This is a genomic window from Paenarthrobacter sp. YIM B13468 (genome assembly GCF_042788025.1).
Classification (GTDB): domain Bacteria; phylum Actinomycetota; class Actinomycetes; order Actinomycetales; family Micrococcaceae; genus Arthrobacter; species Arthrobacter aromaticivorans.
On the sequence record NZ_JBHZPI010000033.1, the window covers coordinates 15,743 to 33,779 of the forward strand.

18 protein-coding genes are annotated in these 18,037 nt (G+C 61.8%); 13 read left to right on the forward strand and 5 right to left on the reverse strand.

All coding sequences use genetic code 11. The features are described from left to right. Positions 1 to 35: 35 nt before the first annotated feature. The 3 genes from ACFX4T_RS23580 to ACFX4T_RS23590 all read left to right on the forward strand — a co-directional run bounded on the left by ACFX4T_RS23580 (position 36) and on the right by ACFX4T_RS23590 (position 2,482). Complete coding sequence (locus tag ACFX4T_RS23580) at positions 36 to 593, forward strand: TetR family transcriptional regulator (RefSeq protein WP_223947798.1); 558 nt, start codon at positions 36 to 38, stop codon at positions 591 to 593. Positions 594 to 848: 255 nt separating this feature from the next. Then, positions 849 to 1,223, forward strand: a complete 375-nt coding sequence (locus ACFX4T_RS23585; RefSeq protein WP_377654668.1) for a MarR family winged helix-turn-helix transcriptional regulator — start codon at positions 849 to 851, stop codon at positions 1,221 to 1,223. After that, positions 1,220 to 2,482 carry an MFS transporter gene (locus ACFX4T_RS23590; protein ID WP_377654624.1) on the forward strand — a complete coding sequence of 421 codons (1,263 nt, stop codon included), beginning with the start codon at positions 1,220 to 1,222 and terminating at the stop codon, positions 2,480 to 2,482. Before ACFX4T_RS23585 ends, ACFX4T_RS23590 begins: the two co-directional genes overlap by 4 nt. A gap of 63 nt (positions 2,483 to 2,545) precedes the next feature. Here the strand turns inward: ACFX4T_RS23590 and ACFX4T_RS23595 are convergent, their stop codons facing one another. After that, positions 2,546 to 3,226 carry a GntR family transcriptional regulator gene (locus ACFX4T_RS23595; RefSeq protein WP_377654626.1) on the reverse strand — a complete coding sequence of 227 codons (681 nt, stop codon included), beginning with the start codon at positions 3,224 to 3,226 and terminating at the stop codon, positions 2,546 to 2,548. Positions 3,227 to 3,355: 129 nt separating this feature from the next. On the opposite strand from ACFX4T_RS23595, the gene ACFX4T_RS23600 reads away from it, so the two are divergent. The 10 genes from ACFX4T_RS23600 to ACFX4T_RS23645 all read left to right on the forward strand — a co-directional run bounded on the left by ACFX4T_RS23600 (position 3,356) and on the right by ACFX4T_RS23645 (position 13,384). Next, positions 3,356 to 4,315 carry a succinylglutamate desuccinylase/aspartoacylase family protein gene (locus ACFX4T_RS23600; RefSeq protein ID WP_377654628.1) on the forward strand — a complete coding sequence of 320 codons (960 nt, stop codon included), beginning with the start codon at positions 3,356 to 3,358 and terminating at the stop codon, positions 4,313 to 4,315. Then, positions 4,312 to 5,469, forward strand: coding sequence for an N-methyl-L-tryptophan oxidase (solA, locus tag ACFX4T_RS23605; RefSeq protein ID WP_377654630.1), 1,158 nt, complete (start codon positions 4,312 to 4,314; stop codon positions 5,467 to 5,469). The genes ACFX4T_RS23600 and solA overlap by 4 nt, the downstream gene beginning before the upstream one ends. A 103-nt stretch (positions 5,470 to 5,572) precedes the next feature. After that, positions 5,573 to 6,496, forward strand: a complete 924-nt coding sequence (locus ACFX4T_RS23610; RefSeq protein ID WP_377654632.1) for an ABC transporter substrate-binding protein — start codon at positions 5,573 to 5,575, stop codon at positions 6,494 to 6,496. A 12-nt stretch (positions 6,497 to 6,508) separates the two neighbouring features. Continuing rightward, positions 6,509 to 7,441: an amino acid ABC transporter permease gene (locus tag ACFX4T_RS23615; RefSeq protein ID WP_223947804.1), complete on the forward strand. Its 933-nt coding sequence runs from the start codon at positions 6,509 to 6,511 to the stop codon at positions 7,439 to 7,441. Further along, positions 7,438 to 8,205, forward strand: coding sequence for an amino acid ABC transporter ATP-binding protein (locus ACFX4T_RS23620; protein ID WP_377654634.1), 768 nt, complete (start codon positions 7,438 to 7,440; stop codon positions 8,203 to 8,205). The genes ACFX4T_RS23615 and ACFX4T_RS23620 overlap by 4 nt, the downstream gene beginning before the upstream one ends. Position 8,206: 1 nt before the next feature. Further along, the gene (locus ACFX4T_RS23625; protein WP_377654636.1) at positions 8,207 to 9,337 is read left to right on the forward strand and encodes an FAD-dependent oxidoreductase; all 1,131 of its coding nucleotides are present in this window, start codon (positions 8,207 to 8,209) and stop codon (positions 9,335 to 9,337) included. A gap of 68 nt (positions 9,338 to 9,405) precedes the next feature. Further along, positions 9,406 to 9,942 carry a RidA family protein gene (locus ACFX4T_RS23630; protein WP_377654638.1) on the forward strand — a complete coding sequence of 179 codons (537 nt, stop codon included), beginning with the start codon at positions 9,406 to 9,408 and terminating at the stop codon, positions 9,940 to 9,942. Between the two features lie 25 nt (positions 9,943 to 9,967). Continuing rightward, complete coding sequence (locus tag ACFX4T_RS23635; protein ID WP_377654640.1) at positions 9,968 to 11,074, forward strand: alanine racemase; 1,107 nt, start codon at positions 9,968 to 9,970, stop codon at positions 11,072 to 11,074. A 65-nt stretch (positions 11,075 to 11,139) separates the two neighbouring features. After that, positions 11,140 to 11,883 (forward strand): SDR family NAD(P)-dependent oxidoreductase, encoded by a 744-nt coding sequence (locus ACFX4T_RS23640; protein ID WP_223947809.1) that lies wholly within the window; start codon positions 11,140 to 11,142, stop codon positions 11,881 to 11,883. 40 nt (positions 11,884 to 11,923) lie between these two features. Beyond that, positions 11,924 to 13,384 carry an NAD-dependent succinate-semialdehyde dehydrogenase gene (locus ACFX4T_RS23645; RefSeq protein ID WP_377654643.1) on the forward strand — a complete coding sequence of 487 codons (1,461 nt, stop codon included), beginning with the start codon at positions 11,924 to 11,926 and terminating at the stop codon, positions 13,382 to 13,384. A 53-nt stretch (positions 13,385 to 13,437) separates the two neighbouring features. Here the strand turns inward: ACFX4T_RS23645 and ACFX4T_RS23650 are convergent, their stop codons facing one another. The 4 genes from ACFX4T_RS23650 to ACFX4T_RS23665 all read right to left on the reverse strand — a co-directional run bounded on the left by ACFX4T_RS23650 (position 13,438) and on the right by ACFX4T_RS23665 (position 18,027). Next, the gene (locus ACFX4T_RS23650) at positions 13,438 to 14,787 is read right to left on the reverse strand and encodes an MFS transporter (RefSeq protein ID WP_377654644.1); all 1,350 of its coding nucleotides are present in this window, start codon (positions 14,785 to 14,787) and stop codon (positions 13,438 to 13,440) included. 324 nt (positions 14,788 to 15,111) lie between these two features. Then, positions 15,112 to 16,071 (reverse strand): carbohydrate kinase, encoded by a 960-nt coding sequence (locus ACFX4T_RS23655; RefSeq protein ID WP_377654645.1) that lies wholly within the window; start codon positions 16,069 to 16,071, stop codon positions 15,112 to 15,114. A 118-nt stretch (positions 16,072 to 16,189) separates the two neighbouring features. Further along, entirely contained in the window at positions 16,190 to 16,984 is a 795-nt protein-coding gene (locus tag ACFX4T_RS23660; protein ID WP_216922080.1) for an ATP-binding cassette domain-containing protein, read from the reverse strand. Next, the gene (locus ACFX4T_RS23665) at positions 16,981 to 18,027 is read right to left on the reverse strand and encodes an ABC transporter permease (RefSeq protein WP_223947813.1); all 1,047 of its coding nucleotides are present in this window, start codon (positions 18,025 to 18,027) and stop codon (positions 16,981 to 16,983) included. Before ACFX4T_RS23665 ends, ACFX4T_RS23660 begins: the two co-directional genes overlap by 4 nt. Between the last annotated feature and the right edge of the window lie 10 nt (positions 18,028 to 18,037).

An 18,037-nucleotide genomic window follows, 5' to 3' on the forward strand; every position in this document is an offset into this window, starting at 1 on the left:
CTGTCAACTAACTGGTTACTTGCTATGCTGTGGGCATGGCGAGAGATGCAGAAGCGACCAAGAAGCGCATCCTGGATGCGGCCGAGGAAGAGTTTGCCCGGTACGGCATTGCGGGAGCGCGCGTTGATCGGATAGCAGATGAGGCGCTGGCCAATAAAGCGATGCTCTACCGGTACTTCGAAAGCAAGGATCGTTTGTTCGACGAAGTGTTCTCCCAGCGAGTCCTGGCCATCATGGAGGAGACTGAATTCGACGCCGGCGACCTTCCCGGGTACGCCGCCCGGGCCTTCGACCTTTACCAGAACGATCCCAATGTCCTCCGGCTGACCAATTGGTACATCCTGGAACGCGGCCAGGCCGCTGATCTTGAGGCCCTGGTTGCCTCCCATAAGGAAAAGCTCGCGCAGATTGAACGCGCTCAAAAAGACGGCGGTTTGCGGGCCGACTTGTCTCCCATTGAAATCCTGGCAACAGTCCGGGCCCTGGCCATGACGTGGCACACGCTTACTCCCGAAATGAGCCGGGCCAAGCTGCCCAGTGCCGCGCGGCGACGCGCCACCATCATGGAGAACGTTCGCAGGCTCGTCGCTTAGTTAGATGCCTGTTGCCTGAGCCAGCTTGCTCACATTCCGTGGACAGCCGTTTGGGGGAGGAGCATAATAGTTAGCGGAGCTAATTAGCAGTGCTAACTATTATGCGACCTCAGGAGGCGCCTTCCATTGACCGCGGCCAACAAAGCAGCCAGTCTTACCAACGAGGGAGCGCCTTCCAGCGACCGAACCCCGTCTAACGAAGGAACCCCGGATATCCAAGCGGACATCCTCGCGATCGACCTTCGAACCGCCGTCATGCGGACATCCCGCAGACTCCGCATCGAAGCCACCGGCGAGGTGATTACCCCAGGGCAGTACACGGTGCTCGCACACCTCAACTCCGGATCGCAGACACTCCGGGAATTGGCGGAGTTGGAGCACGTCCAGGCGCCGTCCATGACCCGGATCGTGAACGCCTTGTCCGGGCAGGGCTTCGTCTCGCGGCAGGCGCATCCCGAAGATGGTCGCCAGGTCCACATCAGCATCACGGCCGCGGGTCAGGAAGTTCTGGCCGAGGCCCGCAGCCAACGGACCGCCTGGCTGGCCCAGCGCGTAGCAGGACTCAGCGAGGAAGACCGACTGACGCTCAGCCGGGCCGCGCACATCATGCAGGAGATGAGCGCCAAGTGAGTGCTATGTTCCGTGCCCTCGAAAGTCCTAATTACCGGCTGTGGGCTGGTGGTGCACTGGTCTCCAACGTCGGCACTTGGATGCAAAGGGTGGCGCAGGACTGGCTGGTTCTGACGGTCCTCACCAATCACTCCGGAACGGCAGTCGGCATCACCACAGCACTGCAATTCCTGCCCATGCTCCTGCTCGGCCCCTATGCGGGCGTCCTGGCCGATCGATACCGAAAGCGTGTGATCCTCCTCTGGACCCAATCGGCCATGGGAATCTGCGGGCTGATCGTCGGCCTTCTGGTGGTAATGGGTGTGGCCCAGTTGTGGCATGTCTATCTCGCCGCCCTTGCCTTGGGGTTGGCTGCGGCCATCGATGGCCCGGCCCGTCAAGCGTTCGTGTCGGAACTTGTTGGTCCGGACAAGCTCTCCAATGCCGTGGCCCTGAACTCTGCGTCCTTCAACAGCGCCAGGCTGACGGGGCCTGCCATCGCCGGTGTGCTCATTGCATGGATTGGCACAGGCCCGGTGTTCCTTCTCAACGCGGCGAGCTTTGTGGCCGTTATTGTTTCCCTCTGCCGGGTTAAGGCCTCCGAGCTGGAGCCAGCAACCCCAGTGGCCCGCGGCAAGCACCAATTAACCGAGGGCCTCCGGTATGTGCGTCAACGCCCTGACCTGGTCCTCATTTTGCTGATGGTGGGCCTCCTGGGCGCCTTTGGCTTGAACTTCCAGGTGACGAATTCCTTGATGTCCACGGCGGAGTTTGGCATGGGGCCGGAGGAGTTTGGCTTCCTTGGTTCCATCATGGCCGTGGGAACGCTAGGGGGCGCGTTGCTTGCGGCCCGCAGGTCCGGCCCCAGGCTCCGTTTCATGCTGGGCGGTGCACTGAGCCTCGGCGCCTTTACGGTCCTGGCGAGCATTGCGCCGTCGTTCTGGATCTATGCGGCAGTGCTTATTCCGGTAGGACTGGCGTCCATCACCTTCTTGAACAGCTGCAATACCACCATCCAGTTGTCCGTTGAGCCCCAATTCCGTGGACGCGTCCTCGCCCTGTACCTTGCCATCCTGCAAGGCGGCACGGCCGTCGGGGCGCCCCTTATGGGCTGGATTGGCACGGAATTCGGGGCCCGCTGGGCCGTGGCATCCGGAGGCGCGGTAGTCGTTTTGACCGCCGTCGCTTGCGTAGTCCTGGTCAGCCGCCGTAGCCAGACGACGCTCCGTGAACAGGTGCGCAGTGCGTGGCTGCGGAGGCGGGCAACCCAAGCGTCCTGATGCATCTTCAGGCGACGGTCTGCCATGCCTGAGCGATGATGGGCGTCCCGCTCCATCCCGCTATTACATTTGGTAGTAGTGCTGTTCCAGACCCTTGATCAATAGTTCGGGCTCTCCGCTCATTGCGGCGTCGACCAGCAGCAGATGCCTGTCCGCCTGGCTGTCGGCGGTGCCCACACCGCGCCGCATGATCGGCACCATCATGACCGCGAGAAGGGACTCCAGGCTCTGCCAGGCTTCCACCAGCTTTGTCTTGGGTTGCTGGTTCATCAGCGTCCCGTGGAACTCGCGGTCAAGCCTCATCAATTCTTCGACGTCGTCCGGCAGCCGCAGACCCCGCATTTGTTCTGCAATGTCCCTCAGCTCTTTTTCAGCGGCTGGGGACGGGGGAAGCACGGCATGGAGCGCCGCTCGTCCCTCAAGGGCTGCGAAGACCTCCCCAATCTCTGCGATGTCGCTGTCGCTGAAGTAGCGAACCCGATTTCCCGAGCCAGGCGAGAACTCCACCAGCCCTGTTGATGCGAGGCGCGTCAACGCTTCCCGGACCGTACCCCTGCTCACAGATAGGTCTTCAGCGAGCCTCTTCTCTACCAGATGCCGGCCCGGATCGAGGGTTCCGAGGATGATCTCCCGCCTAATTCGGTTGGCCACCTGATCCACAAGCGTGGTTCGCTCAGCAACCCGAGGCGCAAGCGTTCTCGCGAGAGTTGTCTTTGCTTGCTCGGAGAAAGCTTTGCTTTCCATTACCCACACCCCTAAAGCTCATGGCAGCCACCCCTCTTCGGAGTGACCCTTGACACTCGATCACTAGACGATAGTATCAAACAGTGATGTCGGACACGATTGTCCGACAATTAAGTGAAAGGGACGCCAATGGATGCCAGCCCGCTTAGGCAAGGGACCGCGATTCACGGCCACTTGCCGATCACCGGGCTCCCCGACGAAATCTTGGAGTTGCCCTACATCGAGATCCAAGGCCGGGAGGCCGGGCCGCGACTAACACTGCTCGCCGGCGTGCACGGCTGTGAATACGCGGGCATGGCTGCCCTGCGGGAATTCGTTGCGGGGGTCAACCCGGCGCAACTAAAAGGCACCATCACGGCTGTTCCCGTAGTCAACGTGCCGGCCTACACAAACCGGACAATGTTTGTCGTACCGGCCGACGGTAAGAACCTCAATAGGTGCTTTCCAGGCGACCCCAAGGGCACCTACTCGGACGTGCTCGCACACCATGTGTTCGAACGCTTCATTCGGGGAGCCGACTACCTCATCGATCTTCACTCCGGGGACGTCCCGGAGACTGTCCACCCGGTAGTTATCTACGACGAATCATCAGTCGACGAGACTGCACGGCGGATCGCCATGGCCTACGGAACCCAGCATGTGATCAGGCAACCCGCCGCGGCACGTATTACGGCGGGTACAACGAGTTCCGCCGCTGCGGACGCCGGCATCCCGGCGATCACCGCTGAGGCGGGCGGCAACGGCACGGTAGACCGACAGGCTGTCGCCACCCACCTGCGCGGGCTACGGAACGTGGCCGCGAGTCTGGGCATGCTCCCCTACGAGGTGGAGCAGGCCCCCAACCAGATCGAGCATGTGAACGGCTGGACGTGGATGTACGCCCCCATTGGCGGTTGGTGGGAACCGCTGGTGGAACTCGGCAGGCGCGCCGAGAAAGGCGACTTGCTCGGACGAGTCAGCAACCTGTTCGGTGACGTCGTCCACGAACTCAGGGCAGAGGAAGCCGGAATAACCATGATCATCACAACGAGCCCCGCGATAGCCGCGGATGGACTCCTTATTGTTCTCACCCGGGAGGTTTCACAGTGAGTTTGGGAAAGAAACGCGTGGCCATCATCGGCCTCGGCACCGCGGGCAGCATGGCCGCTTGGCGCCTGGCATCGCGCGGCGCGGAAGTTGTTGGCTACGAGCAATTCGGAACGGGCCACGATCGAAGCGCGCACGGCGGTGAGTCCCGCATCTTCCGCACCGCCTACTTCGAAGACCCTGACTACGTGCCGCTGCTGCGCACTGCGAAAGCGCTGTGGCGTCAACTCGAGGACGAGACAGGCGCCGATCTGCTCAAACTCGCCGGCAATCTCATGCTCGGTGATAACACCACAGAGATGGCCAACGTTAGCGCCTCCATTGAGAAGTTCGGAATAGACGCCGCCCTCGTTCCGCTCAATGAGGCACGCAACCGCTGGCCGAACCATCCCTTCCACGAGGAGGACGTTGTTGTCCTGGACCGTGAAGGAGGCTATGTTCGGCCCGAACTTGCCGTCCTGAATGCCTCACTACGAGCCAAGTCGCTTGGCGCCCAACTTCGGACCTACACTCCCGTTGACGGAATCGAGACCAAGAACGACGGCGTCTGGGTCAGTGCTGATGGCCAGAGCGAGCGTTACGATCACGTTGTGGTCACTGCAGGCCCCTGGGCGGCGAAGTTGCTTCCTGAACTTGCAGGGCTCGTTGACGTGCGCAAGGCCGTGTCAGCGTGGTTTGTCGGGAAAGAACGCCGGGCATTTGATCCGGCTAATTTCCCCTGCTTTATCCGCACGGCACCAGAAGAGTTTTACGGGCTCCCGGCGATGGACGGGAACGGGCTCAAGCTGGGCCTGTCCGGCAAGGTCAACCGGCCGGTGGCTGACCCGGACGCCCTCGACCGGACGGTTCCACTAGACGAGGTGCGGGCATTCAGGGAACTCGTGGCCGAATCCTTCCCCTCACTCCATCCGGACCCGGTCCGGGTCAATGCCTACATGGAGGGTTACACCCCGGACGGTCACGGCATTCTGGGCCGCCTCGGTGGCAACCAGCGCCTGACGGTCGTCGCTGGACTTTCCGGACACGGGTTCAAGCTGGCACCCGCGCTCGGAGACATTGCTGCGGACTACGCCCTCAAAGGCACCAGTGACAAGACCATCCCGCTCTTGAACCCCGATCGGTTCGTTACAGCGCCGACCTCGACGGCAAACCCGTGAGGTGATCGGTGCCCACTGCCAGGCATTCACGGATTTCTGGCATCCCCGCGTCAACCAAGATCTACATCATTCCGTACCGAAAAAGATTTCAAGGAAATACATCATGAAGACACAACATAGGGTCCACGCCACTGCGGCGGCCCTTGCCCTCCTCCTGACCCTGAACGCCTGCGGCAACGCTGCCAATGGCGAGCCCGCCCCGAGCTCCACCGAACTGGGACTCAGGGACATCTCCGAGGGCGTCCAGCCCGACCCCAAGGCAGTGAGCCTCCTGCCGAAGTCCTACAAGGACAAGGGCGAGCTCACTGTTGCCGCGGACCTGCACTATCCTCCGACAGTCTTCCTCGCCGAGGACAATAAGACCCCCATCGGCCTCAACCCGGACATTACGAGGCTGATCGGCAAAAAGCTCGGGGTAAACGTGAAGTTCGTAGACACGAAGTTCGACACGATCATCCCGGGCCTCGATGGAGGCCGCTACGACTTCACCGTCTCGACCATGGCCAAGACCGAAGACCGGCTCAAAGTCGTAGACATGATCGACTACTTCAAGGCCGGCAGCTCCATCGGGGTGAATGCCGGAAACCCGCAAAAACTGACCAACGAGACCCTATGCGGTAAAAGCATCGCCGTAACCCAGGGATCAACAGGTCAGCTGTTGCGCCTCCCGGCGCTGAACGAGATGACCTGCACTTCCAAAGGACAGCCTGCGATCAACGCCGTGACGCTGCCGAATATCCAAGAGGCCCTGGTCCAGCTGAGCTCCAAGCGCATCGACGGCATCCTCTATGACACGACGGCTCTTGCATGGGCACAGACGCAGCAGCCGGGCTCGTTCCAAATGCTTACGCCCCCGCTCAACGTCGGTGGGACCGGAATCACGGCAGTCGCCCTGAAGAAGGGCTCACCCCTGACCCCGGCCATCCAGGCAGCGATCCAGTCGATCCTTGAAACTCCGGAGTACAAGGAGTCACTCAAGACCTGGGGTCTTGAATTCGGTGCCATCACTGACGCCAAGCTGAACTAACGGGGTTCGTTCATGACTACGGTTATCAACAAAGGAAGCAAGGCGGGGGCTGGCAGCATCGACGCTACCCTCAAGCCACGGCTTAGACTCCGGACTCCCGCGGAATACACAGCTTGGATCATTGCCATTCTCGTCGCGGCCGGGATCCTCGCCTCCGTCCTGACCAACCCCAACTTCAAGTGGGACATCGTTGGGAAGTACTTCACACACGAATCCATCCTCCGCGGGCTGATGCTCACGATCTTCCTCACGGTTGCGAGCATGGCCATGGGAACGCTCCTCGGCCTCGGCCTTGCGATCATGCGCTCCTCGAAGATCAAACCGGTCGCCCTCGCGGCAGGTGCCTACGTCACTTTGTTCCGTGGCACACCCGTCCTGGTGCAGTTGATCTTCTGGTTCAACATCTCCGCTCTCTATCCAAACCTGTATATCGGAATCCCGTTCACGGACATCGGCACCGCAATCGACACGAATGCACTCATGGGTCCGATCACCGCCGCCTTGGTCGGCCTGTCCCTGAACGAAGCGGCATACATGGCCGAGATCATCCGCGGCGGGTTCTCCGCGGTGGGCAAGGGCCAGATCGAAGCTGCGGACTCACTGGGGATGAGCGGTGCCATGAAGATGCGCAAGGTCATCATCCCGCAGGCGATGCCCTCCATCATCCCTGCGACCGGCAACCAGGTCATCGGGATGTTCAAGGAAACATCGCTGGTCAGCGTCCTGGGTGTTGCGGAACTTCTCCAAAGTGCCCAACTGATCTACGCGCGTACCTTCGATACCATCCCTCTACTGATCGTGGCGAGCATCTGGTATCTGATCATGACCCTGCTGCTGAGCTACCCCCAATCCAGGCTCGAGCAGAAATACTCCCACACCTCGGTCCGGGTTCCCCGCAAGTCCAAAAAAGTTGTGTTGACCGCACCGGAAGGCATCGCACGATGAGCAACGACGGCACGATCCTCGCTAGCTGCATCCGCAAGTCCTTCGGACCCAAAACGGTTCTGCAGGACATCGACCTCGACATCGGCAGCGGCGAAATCTGCTGCATCATCGGACCCAGTGGCTCCGGCAAATCCACCCTCCTGCGTTGCATCAACGGACTGGAAACCGTGGACTCCGGAATCCTGAAAGTGAACGGCGACGACTTCGGCTATTACGAAACCGAGCACGCATACCATGCCCTGAGCCCTAAAAAGCTCGCCCTCCAACGGACCAGGGTAGGCATGGTCTTCCAGCAGTTCAACCTGTTCCCGAACATGACCGCCCGGGAGAACGTCATGTCCGGACCCGTCCTGGTCAAGCGCGCGGACAAGAAGGAATCAGCCAAACGAGCCCAGGAATTGTTGACAAGCGTTGGGCTCGGCGCGTTCGGTGACCGCTACCCCGCCGAACTCTCCGGTGGTCAGCAGCAACGCGTCGCGATCGCCAGGTCGCTGGCCATGGACCCGGAGATCATGCTCTTCGACGAGCCAACATCTGCACTGGACCCCGAAAAGGTCGGGGAAGTCCTGACAGTTATGAAGGAGCTCGCCAAGAAGGGCATGACCATGGTGGTAGTCACCCACGAAATGGGCTTCGCCCGCGAAGTGGCCGACAGCCTCCTCTTCATGGACGAAGGCATCGTCGTCGAACGGGGCGACGCCCGGGAAGTCCTCGCCAACCCCAAAGAGTCCCGCACCCAGTCCTTCCTCAAGAAAGTGCTCTGAAATGACAGATGGAAAATTGGCCGTCATCGGCCTCGGCACCATTGGCAGTATGGCCCTATGGCAGGCGTCACGACTGTCCGATTCCGTGGTCGGCTTCGAAGCGCAAGTCCCTGCCCACGGACGCAGTGCCGTGGGAGGAGACACCCGCCTGTTCCGCATGCTGAACCTAAACCCCGGCTTCGACCCGATCGTGCGACGCTCCAAGCGCCTTTGGGCTGAGCTTGAGGAAGAAACGGGCCAGGACATTCTCCTGCGCTGCGGCGGACTCTACATCGGTACCGAGAACGGCGCCTACATTCCGCAACTGCTCCAGTCGGCCGCCGTGACCGGGACCGCTCACGAGATCCTCTCCCGGGAAGAAATGGCGGAGCGATACCCGCAGCACAACTTGCGTCCGGACGACGTCGCCATATTCGATCCCGACGGCGGTGCACTGCGCACCGACCGTTCCGTCACCGCCGCGATTGCTGCAGCCCAAGCAAACGGCGCCACCGTGCTCAACAACACCCCGATCGACAGCATCACCGAAACCGCCGACGGCATCGTCATCACCTCCGGTGAGAAGTCCTGGACGTTTGAGAACGTGATCATCTCCTCAGGAGGATGGTCCCGGAAGCTCATGCCGGAAAGCCTGCAGGCACACACCCAACCGAACAGGGTTTTCCTTACCTGGTTCGTCGCGAAAGAACCCGAGCTCTTCTCCCCCCAGCGATTCCCCATCTTTGTCCGGCTCTCCGGAGAGCGATCCATGTACGGCGCCCCTGCAGTTGACGGGGCCACGGTCAAAGCAACGTTGAACTTCCGTCCGACGCCGGCTGAGAGCGCCGATTCCTTTCCCAGGGAACTCACTCCGGCGGAGATCAACGAGACCACCGAGACGGTTTCTGAATTCTTTCCGGGGCTGTACCCGAACATCGTCCGCTCGGACGCATTTCCGGACCTGTTCACCACCGACCGGAATCCGTTGCTCGGCCGGCTGACGGCTGACAGCAGGATCTACATCGCGACCGGCTTCTCAGGTGGCGGGTTCAAAATGGCCACCGGTTATGGCGAGATGGCAGCCCTCGAAGCCCTGGGCAAGGAGACCTTCGACAATCTCGACTTCCTGCGTCCACAAAGGTTCAACAGCTGATCGCGGTCTGAACATTGATGGCTGCGTCAGATTTCTGTGGTCGACGATCGACGAACGATAGAAGAGAAATGGTATTTGTACACAAGCCGCAGAACCCCGCTGGGGTGACCCTAGCGGCACCAGAACACGTGAACCCGCTCTCGGCTCTAGATCGCCTCCACGCCCTTGGGCTGGAGCTCCCTGACCTCGCGGGTAATCCCTATTACGTAGATCACCGGTCGGTGGGCGACATCATCCACATCTCGGGCCAACTTCCTTACAAGGACGGTCAACTGCTGGGTCAAGGAATTGTCGGTCGGGAGGTGACGCTCGAGACCGCCAGAGAGCTCGCGCGCCATGCCGCACTCAACTGCCTTGCGGCTGCCCTGGAGGCGGTGGGTGACCTGGACCGGGTCCGGATCGTGCAGATGTTGGTGTACGTGGCCAGCGCCCCCGACTTTGGCCTGCAGTCCCGGGTCGCGGAAGCGGCCAGTGAATTGCTTATCGAGGTATTGGGCGAGAACGGACGTCATGCACGTACCGCGATCGGGGTCGCGGGGCTACCGCGCGTCTCCCCAGTCGAAATTCAAATGATCTGCACGACGGACCAGAGAAACAAACAATGAGAAGTCAGAAAAAGAGGAGTACAACGTGAACCGCCTCCAAAAGGCGCTGGACGCCCTCGTCGATAGGATCGACACCCCGTCACCGATCGTGCTGATGGACGTGATGCAGGAGAACATCGACCGTATGCAGGGCTTCGCCGCCCAGCACGGCCTTGATCTGCGGCCGCACGTCAAGACACACAAGTGCGTCGAGATTGGCCGGCGTCAGGTCAAGGCCGGAGCTGTCGGGATCACCGCAGGAAACGTGGGCGAGGCCGAGGTCTTTGCCGCGGCTGGATTCGACGATATCTTCATCGCCTACCCGGTCTGGCCCGCTGGAACGAAAGGGCCGCGGATCCGAAAGCTGTCGGAGACCACACGGCTGCGGGTCGGCGTCGATAATTTCGCGGCGATCGATGCCCTCGCTGGTGCCATGGGTGACGAACCAGACCGGTTGGAGGTCGTCATCGAAGTGGATTGTGGTGCTCGTCGTTCCGGTGCGCCACCGGAGTTCGCGGGCGAGCTAGCGGCCGCCGCCCGCAACCGCGGGCTGGTCCCGGTTGGCGTCTTCACCTATCCGGGCCACGGCAGCGCTGGTCCGGGCTCACGCAAGGGGGCCGCTGAAGACCAGGACGCAGCGCTCACCACCGCAGTGCGCAGCCTCAGCGCGGCGGGCATCAGTCCCCTCGTAGTCAGTGCCGGCTCCACTCCCACCGTAGAGTTTGCCACCAACAGCGTGATCACCGAGATCCGTCCCGGCGAGTACGTGTTCAATGACTTGAACAACGCCCGGCTCGGGGCCTGCACCCAGGACCAGATCGCGCTGTTCCTCGCCGGGACGGTGGTCAGCGACTGGGTCCCCGACCAGGTCATGCTCGATGTAGGCACCAAAGCCCTCGGCCGCGAAGGCACCCCAGAGATCGGTTACGGCGGCATCGCAGGCACCGCGGCTGTCCTGTCCAGGCTCAACGAATACCACGGATTCCTGCCCCTGCCTGCAGGAGACTTCTGCCCGGGAGTCGGGACCGTGCTGCCAGTGGTGCCGAACCACGTCTGCCCGGTGGTGGTTAATTTCGAGGAATACATCGTCACCGACAGCACAGGCACCTCCCTGGAGCGGTGGCGGGTAGACGCCCGCGGATTCCTCAATTGACCCGCTGGGGGACGGGATCTCCGTCCCCCAGCCGCAATCCAAGCAACCCAGCAACACACGATGGAGTGTCCGAATTGAGACTTGACAAGACCACGGCCGTGGTAAGCGGAGCCAGCAGCGGAATCGGCGAAGCAGTAAATTCCCGCTTCCGCAGCGAAGGCGCGCGACTGCTGCTCACCGGCCGTAGGAAGCAACTGGACAGCGCCCAGCCCGACGACGTGTACGTCCCCGGGGATCTCAACGACGAGGCGTTCGTCGAAAGCCTGGCCCGCCGGGCCGCCGAATCGTTCGGCACCGTTGACGTCGTCGTCCTTAATCACGGCCTGCAGGTGACCGGCCCACTGACGGAGATGGCGTACGAGGATGCGAAAAACGTGCTCCACAGCAACCTGCTTAGCTCGTTTCTGATGATGAAGCACTTCGCTCCGTTGATGCCTGCAACGGGAGGCTCGTTCGTCTTGGTCAGTTCCCGGCTGGGCATGGTTGGCATGGCTGATCAGGTTCTCTACTCCGCGGCTAAGGGCGGCCTGATCATGCTCGCCAAGGGTGCTGCAATCGAATGGGCATCACGCAACGTCCGCGTCAACGTGGTCGCACCAGGTCTGACCGTCACACCGGTCATCGAAGCTTCAATCCAACGCAGGCCCGACCCCGAGGCCTACCGGGCCCAGCGCGAGGGGCAGATCCCGCTCCAGCGCCTCGCCACCCCGGAAGAAATCGCCGACGCCATTCTCTTCCTCGCCTCCAAAGAATCGTCCTACATCACTGGCGCGGTGCTCCCGGTCGACGGCGGCTACACCGCCTTCTAGCACGCCCCTCCCGTCAAGCTTGCAACAGGAGCAACACACTATGAGTACTGGAACCACCTTGGACTTCACCAGAACCGAGCTTTTCATCGGCGGGGAATGGATACCTGCCACAACGGGCGGGACTCTGCCAGTCATCAACCCTGCAACCGGAGAAGTGATTGCGCACGTTGCAGACGCCACGGTCAAGGATGGAATGACCGCACTGGACGCTGCCTGCGCAGCACAGGATGCCTGGGCAGCAACACCGGCAAGGGAACGCGCCGACATCCTCGCCCGCACCTATCAGGCCATCGTCGCCCGCCGCGACGATTTCGCCCGCCTGATCGTGGATGAGATGGGCAAGCCCTGGGCCGAAGCCCAATCGGAAGTCGACTACGGTGCAGGTTTCTTCCGCTGGTTCGCAGAATCCGCCGGACGTATCCACACCGAAGGCCAGTTCGGCGTGGAACCTGGCTCCAACTATCACATCGCCGTCTCCAAGCGACCCGTCGGCCCGTCCCTGCTAATCACCCCGTGGAACTTTCCGTTGGCCATGGGCGCCCGGAAGATTGCACCGGCCTTGGCCGCTGGCTGTACTACCGTCCTCAAGCCCGCTGCCCAGACCCCACTCACTTCGCTGTTGCTCGCCGAGGTCCTCCAGGAAGCGGGCGTCCCCGCCGGTGTGGTGAACGTCGTCGTTACGGACAACTCCCGGGACGTGGTCGGCGCCATCATGAATGACTGCCGGACGCGCAAGATCTCATTCACGGGCTCCACGCAAGTAGGCCGGGTGCTCCTGGCCCAAGCCGCACAGAACGTTATGAATACGTCCATGGAACTCGGCGGGAATGCCCCGCTGATCGTATTCGACGACGCCGACCTCGACGCTGCAATCGAAGGCGCCTACCTCGCCAAGCTCCGGAACGGTGGTCAGTCCTGCGTCGCAGCCAACCGAATCTATGTCCAGGCCGGCATCGCGCCCGAGTTCACCAAACGCTTCACAGAACGCCTCGCCCGCGTCACAGTAGGCAACGGCCACGATCCCAGCGCCGACCTCGGACCACTGATCGATGACAAGCAACGCGCAACCGTCCACAATCTCGTCACGGACGCTGTCGCCAAGGGCGCAACCTGCCTCACCGGGGGCCGGGTCGTCGACGGCCCCGGCTACTACTACCAGCCCACCGTCCTAACCAACATTCCCGCCGACGCCAGCATCAGGGAAGAAGAAATCTTCGGCCCGGTAGCAGCGATCTACACCTTCGATACCGAAGAAGAAGCCATCGTCGAAGCAAATGCCACTCCCTACGGACTGGCCTCCTACATCTTCACGCAGAACCTGACCAGGGCACTGCGCGTCGCCGACGCGATTGATGCCGGCATGACCGGCATCAACCGCGGACTCATCAGCAACCCAGCCGCACCCTTCGGCGGGACCAAACAATCAGGCCTCGGCCGCGAAGGGGGCATCGAAGGCCTCGAGGCCTACCAGGAAACCAAATACACAGGCATCCAACTCTGACCTGATCTGGGCTGCGTTAGGGGAGAAATTCCTGCTACCGGACGAAGCCAAGGCTAGCGGGCCTCAAGGTCCTCGAGTGTCTTTCCCTTGGTGTCCGAGGACAACAGGGTTGCCAACGCTGAGACGAGGCAGATGCCCAGAGTGGTCAGGCCGATGACCATCGGGATGTTCTGAGATCCCGGAGGGGCTATGGCCGTGAACAGGCTCGGGAAGAACGAAGCGATCATGAGGCCGATGTTCTGCGAGACTGCGAAGCCCGTCACCCGCATCCGCATGGGGAACTGCTCCTGGAAGAACGTGGCGAAGGTGGCGTTCCACATCTGGAACAGGATGCCCTGGACGATGACGACGCAGACGAAGATCAGCGGCAGGCTGCCCTGTTCGATCGCCCACAGGTATACGAAGGTCAGCAAACCGCCCGCGATCCCGCCTGCAACCATGAGCGTCCGCCGGCCAATCCGGTCCGACAGTGCCCCGAACAATGGGATAGTCACCACTGCGGCTACGTTTGCTGCCATGGTCACCCAGAGGAATTCACTGCTTGAGAACCCGTTGCCATAGCTCTTCTGGGTGGCGAAGGAAACGCCGAAGATCAGGGTGGCCATGCCGATGACGTTCGTGAAGGTCATCGCAACGCAGCGGACCAGGACCCACGGGTGGGTGCGCAGGAGGTCTGCGAGGGGGAACCGGCGTTTGGTGCTGGGCTCTTCCGACTGCGCCAGGTATGCGGGTGGCTCCTGCACGCGGCGGCGGATGATGTACCCGGCCAGGATCACGACCGCGCTGAGGAGGAACGGCAGCCGCCAGCCCCAGGAATGGAACTGGTCATCAGGCAGTAGGGCGGCGAGTGGAATGAGGACAGCCGTGGCGAGGATGGAGCCGACCTGCGTGCCCTGAAGGCTGAAGCTCGCGAAGAAGCCGCGCCTTGCATCGGGGGAGTGCTCTACGATCATCGCGCTGGCACCACCGAGCTCGCCCGCAACGGCGAAGCCTTGGATCAAGCGGAGGATCACCAGAAGGACGGGGGCAAGAAGCCCCACCTGTCCATAGGTTGGCAGGAGTCCTACCGCGAAAGTAGCGAACCCCATGAGCAGCATTGCGAAGACGAGGACTTTCTTGCGTCCATGCCTGTCACCGTAGGCACCCAGGACCACTGCTCCGAGCGGGCGGGAAACGTACCCCACAGCATAGGTGGCCAGGGAAGCGATGATACCCACAGTTGGGTTCTCCGTGGGGAAGAAGATCGTGGGGAAAAGCAACGTCGCAGCCAGTGAATAGAGCGCGAAGTCGTAGTACTCCAGCGCGCTTCCGATCCAGCCGCTCATTGCGGCCTTCTTCGGGTCCTTCCGGGCGATGGTGTCGTCCTGGGTGGAAGGGGTATCCCTCCGGTGCGTGACGGTCATTCGCTGAACTCCTTTGTCGTCGTTGGCAAGGAACAAAAACTCTTCCAATCCAGGACTGAACAATGCGGTGCTCATTCAGCATGAGGAAGGTTGCTATGTGGACTGATCCAACTCTTGAATCGATTCATTAATCATACGATGTGACCTGCGATACGTCAAAGGCTGCTGTAGAGGGATTGTCAGGTTGACCGACGGGAAACGCACGACGGCGGCAGGTCGCCACGGTTCCCAAAGAACCTTGGTTCTTCGAAACCGAAAGGCGACCAGCCGCCGTCGTGATTTAGCCGTTTATTCAGGAGTCAGGCCATCAGGGAAAGACCTCAATTACGGCGCAACAGCAAGGGGGGCGCTGAGGGACGTGCCCAGCCGGGCTTGCAGTTCCGAAACGGTGGGCGGGTTGGCCCCGGACCTGCTGACCGTAATGGCTGCGGCCATCGAGGCAGTTTTCCCGATGGTTTCCAGTGCTCCCGGCGCAAATCCTTCTTCGCCCTCTGCCAAAAGGCCGAAGATGAGGGCGGACATGTAGGAGTCGCCAGCGCCGATGGTGTCAGCAACCTCGGTTTTCACGGAGGGGATGTTGAACTTCGCACTTTGCGTGGCGAGGAGGGCGCCATCAGCGCCGAGCGTGATGACGGCAAGGCGCGCACCCTGGGCGATCAGGTGGGACGTCACCTCGTCCGGAGACGACGTCGGGTAGAGCCAGTGGGCATCTTCGTCGCTGAGTTTTACGACGTCCGTGAGAGGAAGCAGGTCCTCGAAGATACTCTTTGCCTCCGCATGGCTGCCAAGCAGGGCAGGGCGGATATTGGGGTCATAGGTGACCAGGCACGACTTGTGGCCTTGCTCAAGGAGAGAGCGAACGGTGGACGCACCCGGGGCCAGGAATGTGGCGATGGATCCTGTGTGAAGGACTTTCGGGACCATGGCAGGCGCTACCGGAGCCAACTCCCAGGCGATGTCGAACTCGTAACTGGCCGAGCCATCAGCTGCCAGTGTTGCGGTAGCCGTGGCTGTGCGTTCAAGGGACGTCGACCCGGGTAGAAGCCGGACGCCGGCGCTCTGGAGGTGGTTGGCGATGGCGTTCCCGTGGTCGTCTTCGCCGATTGCTGTGAGTAACCCCGTGGATACGCCGAGCCGGCCAAGGCCATAGGCGACATTCGCCGGGGATCCTCCCGGATAGCTGATGGATCCTTCGGGGGTGTTGACGATGTCAATCAGGGCTTCGCCGATTACAACGACATCCAGCTGGTCATGGGCGGAGGTGCCGGGGGGAGGCTTATGCATCTCGGTTCTTTCGTCGGTACCGGCTGGATGGCCGGGTGTGGATCCGTCCGCGGACCTGTGGGCAGGTCCGCGGACGGAGAAGGGGGCTCCGTTTGGAACGGAAGGTGGGCGGCGCCTGTCAGGCTTTGGCCGCACCTGTCATGATGGCGACCGCGTCGGTCATGGTGTGGGATTGCGGGGTGATGGTGGCCGCGCATTTGCCCAGGCGCTGGATGTGGATCCGGTCTGCCACGTCAAACACGTGGGGCATGTTGTGGCTGATCAGGATGACAGGCAAGCCGCGGTCGCGCAGGTCGCGGACCAACTGCAGTACCTGGTTGGATTCACGAACGCCCAGTGCCGCCGTCGGTTCGTCAAGGACAACCACCTTGGAACCGAATGCTGCGGCGCGGGCGACAGCGACTGCCTGGCGTTGGCCACCGGAAAGGTTCTCCACCGGTACAGTGACGTCCTGCAGTGTGGAAATGCCCAGCCGGGTGAGCTCTTCCTTGGCCTTTCTGCGCATGCCTTTGGTGTCGAGGATCCGGAACAGGCTTCCCAACGGCCCGGGAAGGCGCTCTTCACGGCCGAGGAACAGGTTCGAAGCGACATCGAGGGCCGGCGAGACGGCCAGGTTTTGGTAGACCGTTTCGATGCCGTGGACCCGGGCGTCCTGTGGCCGCTTGAAGTGCACCTGCTGTCCGGACACGAAGAGTTCTCCCGTGTCCGGAACTTCGGCGCCGGTGAGGCACTTGATGAGCGTGGACTTACCGGCACCGTTATCGCCGATGATGGCCAGGACTTCGCCGGGGTAGAGGTCCAGGTTGACGCCGTCGAGGCCAACCACCCGGCCGAAGGTCTTCACGAGGTTCCTGGCTTTAAGGATGGGCTCGCGGGTTTCGGTGTGTGAGGCTTCAAATTCTGTCATGGTCATGACTTGACCTTTCGGATCCACTGATCGACGGACACGGCGATGATGATCAGGATGCCCACCGCGAGGGTCTGGTAGAGCACATCCAGGCCAGCGAGGGAGAGGCCGTTGCGGAAGACACCGACGATCAGCGCTCCGAGCAAGGAACCCCAGATGGAGCCGCGGCCACCGAAGAGGCTGGTTCCGCCAATCACGACGGCGGTGATGGAGTCCAGGTTCAGATCGACGCCGGCGTTGGGGCTTGCGGCGTTGGTACGGCCGATCTGGATCCATGCGCCGACCGCAAGGACTGCGCCTGCGGCAAGGTAGACGCTCATGAGGACACGGTTGACGGGGATACCGGCCAGACGGGCTGCTTCCTTGTCATCACCTACGGCGTAGACGTGCCGTCCCCAGGCGGTTTTGCCCAGGATGAAGGCGACCGCGATGTAGAGCAAGAGCATCATGACGACGCCGGTGGAGATACGCACTGGCCCGATCGGGAAGGTGCTTCCAAGCCAGGTGAGCACACCGGGCATGGCGGATCCGCGGACGGTGCTGCCGCCGGAGTAGAGCAGGGTCAGGGCGATGAAGATGTTCAGGGTTCCGAGCGTGACGATGAACGGCGGGAGCCGGAAGCGTGTCACAAGGAAACCGTTCAATGCCCCTGACGCAAGTCCCACGATCAAGCCGGCGATGAGTGCCAGCGGACCTGGGACACCACTGCCGACAGCCATCTGCGCGATCACCATCGAGGACAGGATCATGACGGCGCCGACGGAGAGATCGATTCCGGCGGTCAGGATGATGAGGGTCTGGGCGATGGCCAGGGTCCCGACGACGGCGACCTGCTGCGTGATCAGGGAAAGGTTCTCTACCCGAAGGAAGCGGTCATTGAGGAGTCCGAAGACCACCACCGCGATCAGCAGGACAATTGCCGGGCTGAGGGCGGGGTAGCGGTGGAGAATGTTGCGGATTCTGCTGAGGGGCGTTTGGCGGTCGAGGAATTCCTCGGCCAAGTCAGCGTGCCCGGCGCTCGGGGGGCCGGCTGTCTGTTGCTGGGTCACTTTAGGTTGC

Coding starts and splice junctions, on each gene's coding strand:
- ACFX4T_RS23580 (WP_223947798.1), top strand. CDS start 36: ATGGCGAGAGATGCAGAAGCGACCAAGAAGCGCATCCTGGATGCGGCC.
- ACFX4T_RS23585 (WP_377654668.1), top strand. CDS start 849: ATGCGGACATCCCGCAGACTCCGCATCGAAGCCACCGGCGAGGTGATT.
- ACFX4T_RS23595 (WP_377654626.1), bottom strand. CDS start 3,226: ATGGAAAGCAAAGCTTTCTCCGAGCAAGCAAAGACAACTCTCGCGAGA.
- ACFX4T_RS23600 (WP_377654628.1), top strand. CDS start 3,356: ATGGATGCCAGCCCGCTTAGGCAAGGGACCGCGATTCACGGCCACTTG.
- ACFX4T_RS23610 (WP_377654632.1), top strand. CDS start 5,573: ATGAAGACACAACATAGGGTCCACGCCACTGCGGCGGCCCTTGCCCTC.
- ACFX4T_RS23615 (WP_223947804.1), top strand. CDS start 6,509: ATGACTACGGTTATCAACAAAGGAAGCAAGGCGGGGGCTGGCAGCATC.
- ACFX4T_RS23620 (WP_377654634.1), top strand. CDS start 7,438: ATGAGCAACGACGGCACGATCCTCGCTAGCTGCATCCGCAAGTCCTTC.
- ACFX4T_RS23625 (WP_377654636.1), top strand. CDS start 8,207: ATGACAGATGGAAAATTGGCCGTCATCGGCCTCGGCACCATTGGCAGT.
- ACFX4T_RS23630 (WP_377654638.1), top strand. CDS start 9,406: ATGGTATTTGTACACAAGCCGCAGAACCCCGCTGGGGTGACCCTAGCG.
- ACFX4T_RS23645 (WP_377654643.1), top strand. CDS start 11,924: ATGAGTACTGGAACCACCTTGGACTTCACCAGAACCGAGCTTTTCATC.
- ACFX4T_RS23650 (WP_377654644.1), bottom strand. CDS start 14,787: ATGACCGTCACGCACCGGAGGGATACCCCTTCCACCCAGGACGACACC.
- ACFX4T_RS23655 (WP_377654645.1), bottom strand. CDS start 16,071: ATGCATAAGCCTCCCCCCGGCACCTCCGCCCATGACCAGCTGGATGTC.
- ACFX4T_RS23660 (WP_216922080.1), bottom strand. CDS start 16,984: ATGACCATGACAGAATTTGAAGCCTCACACACCGAAACCCGCGAGCCC.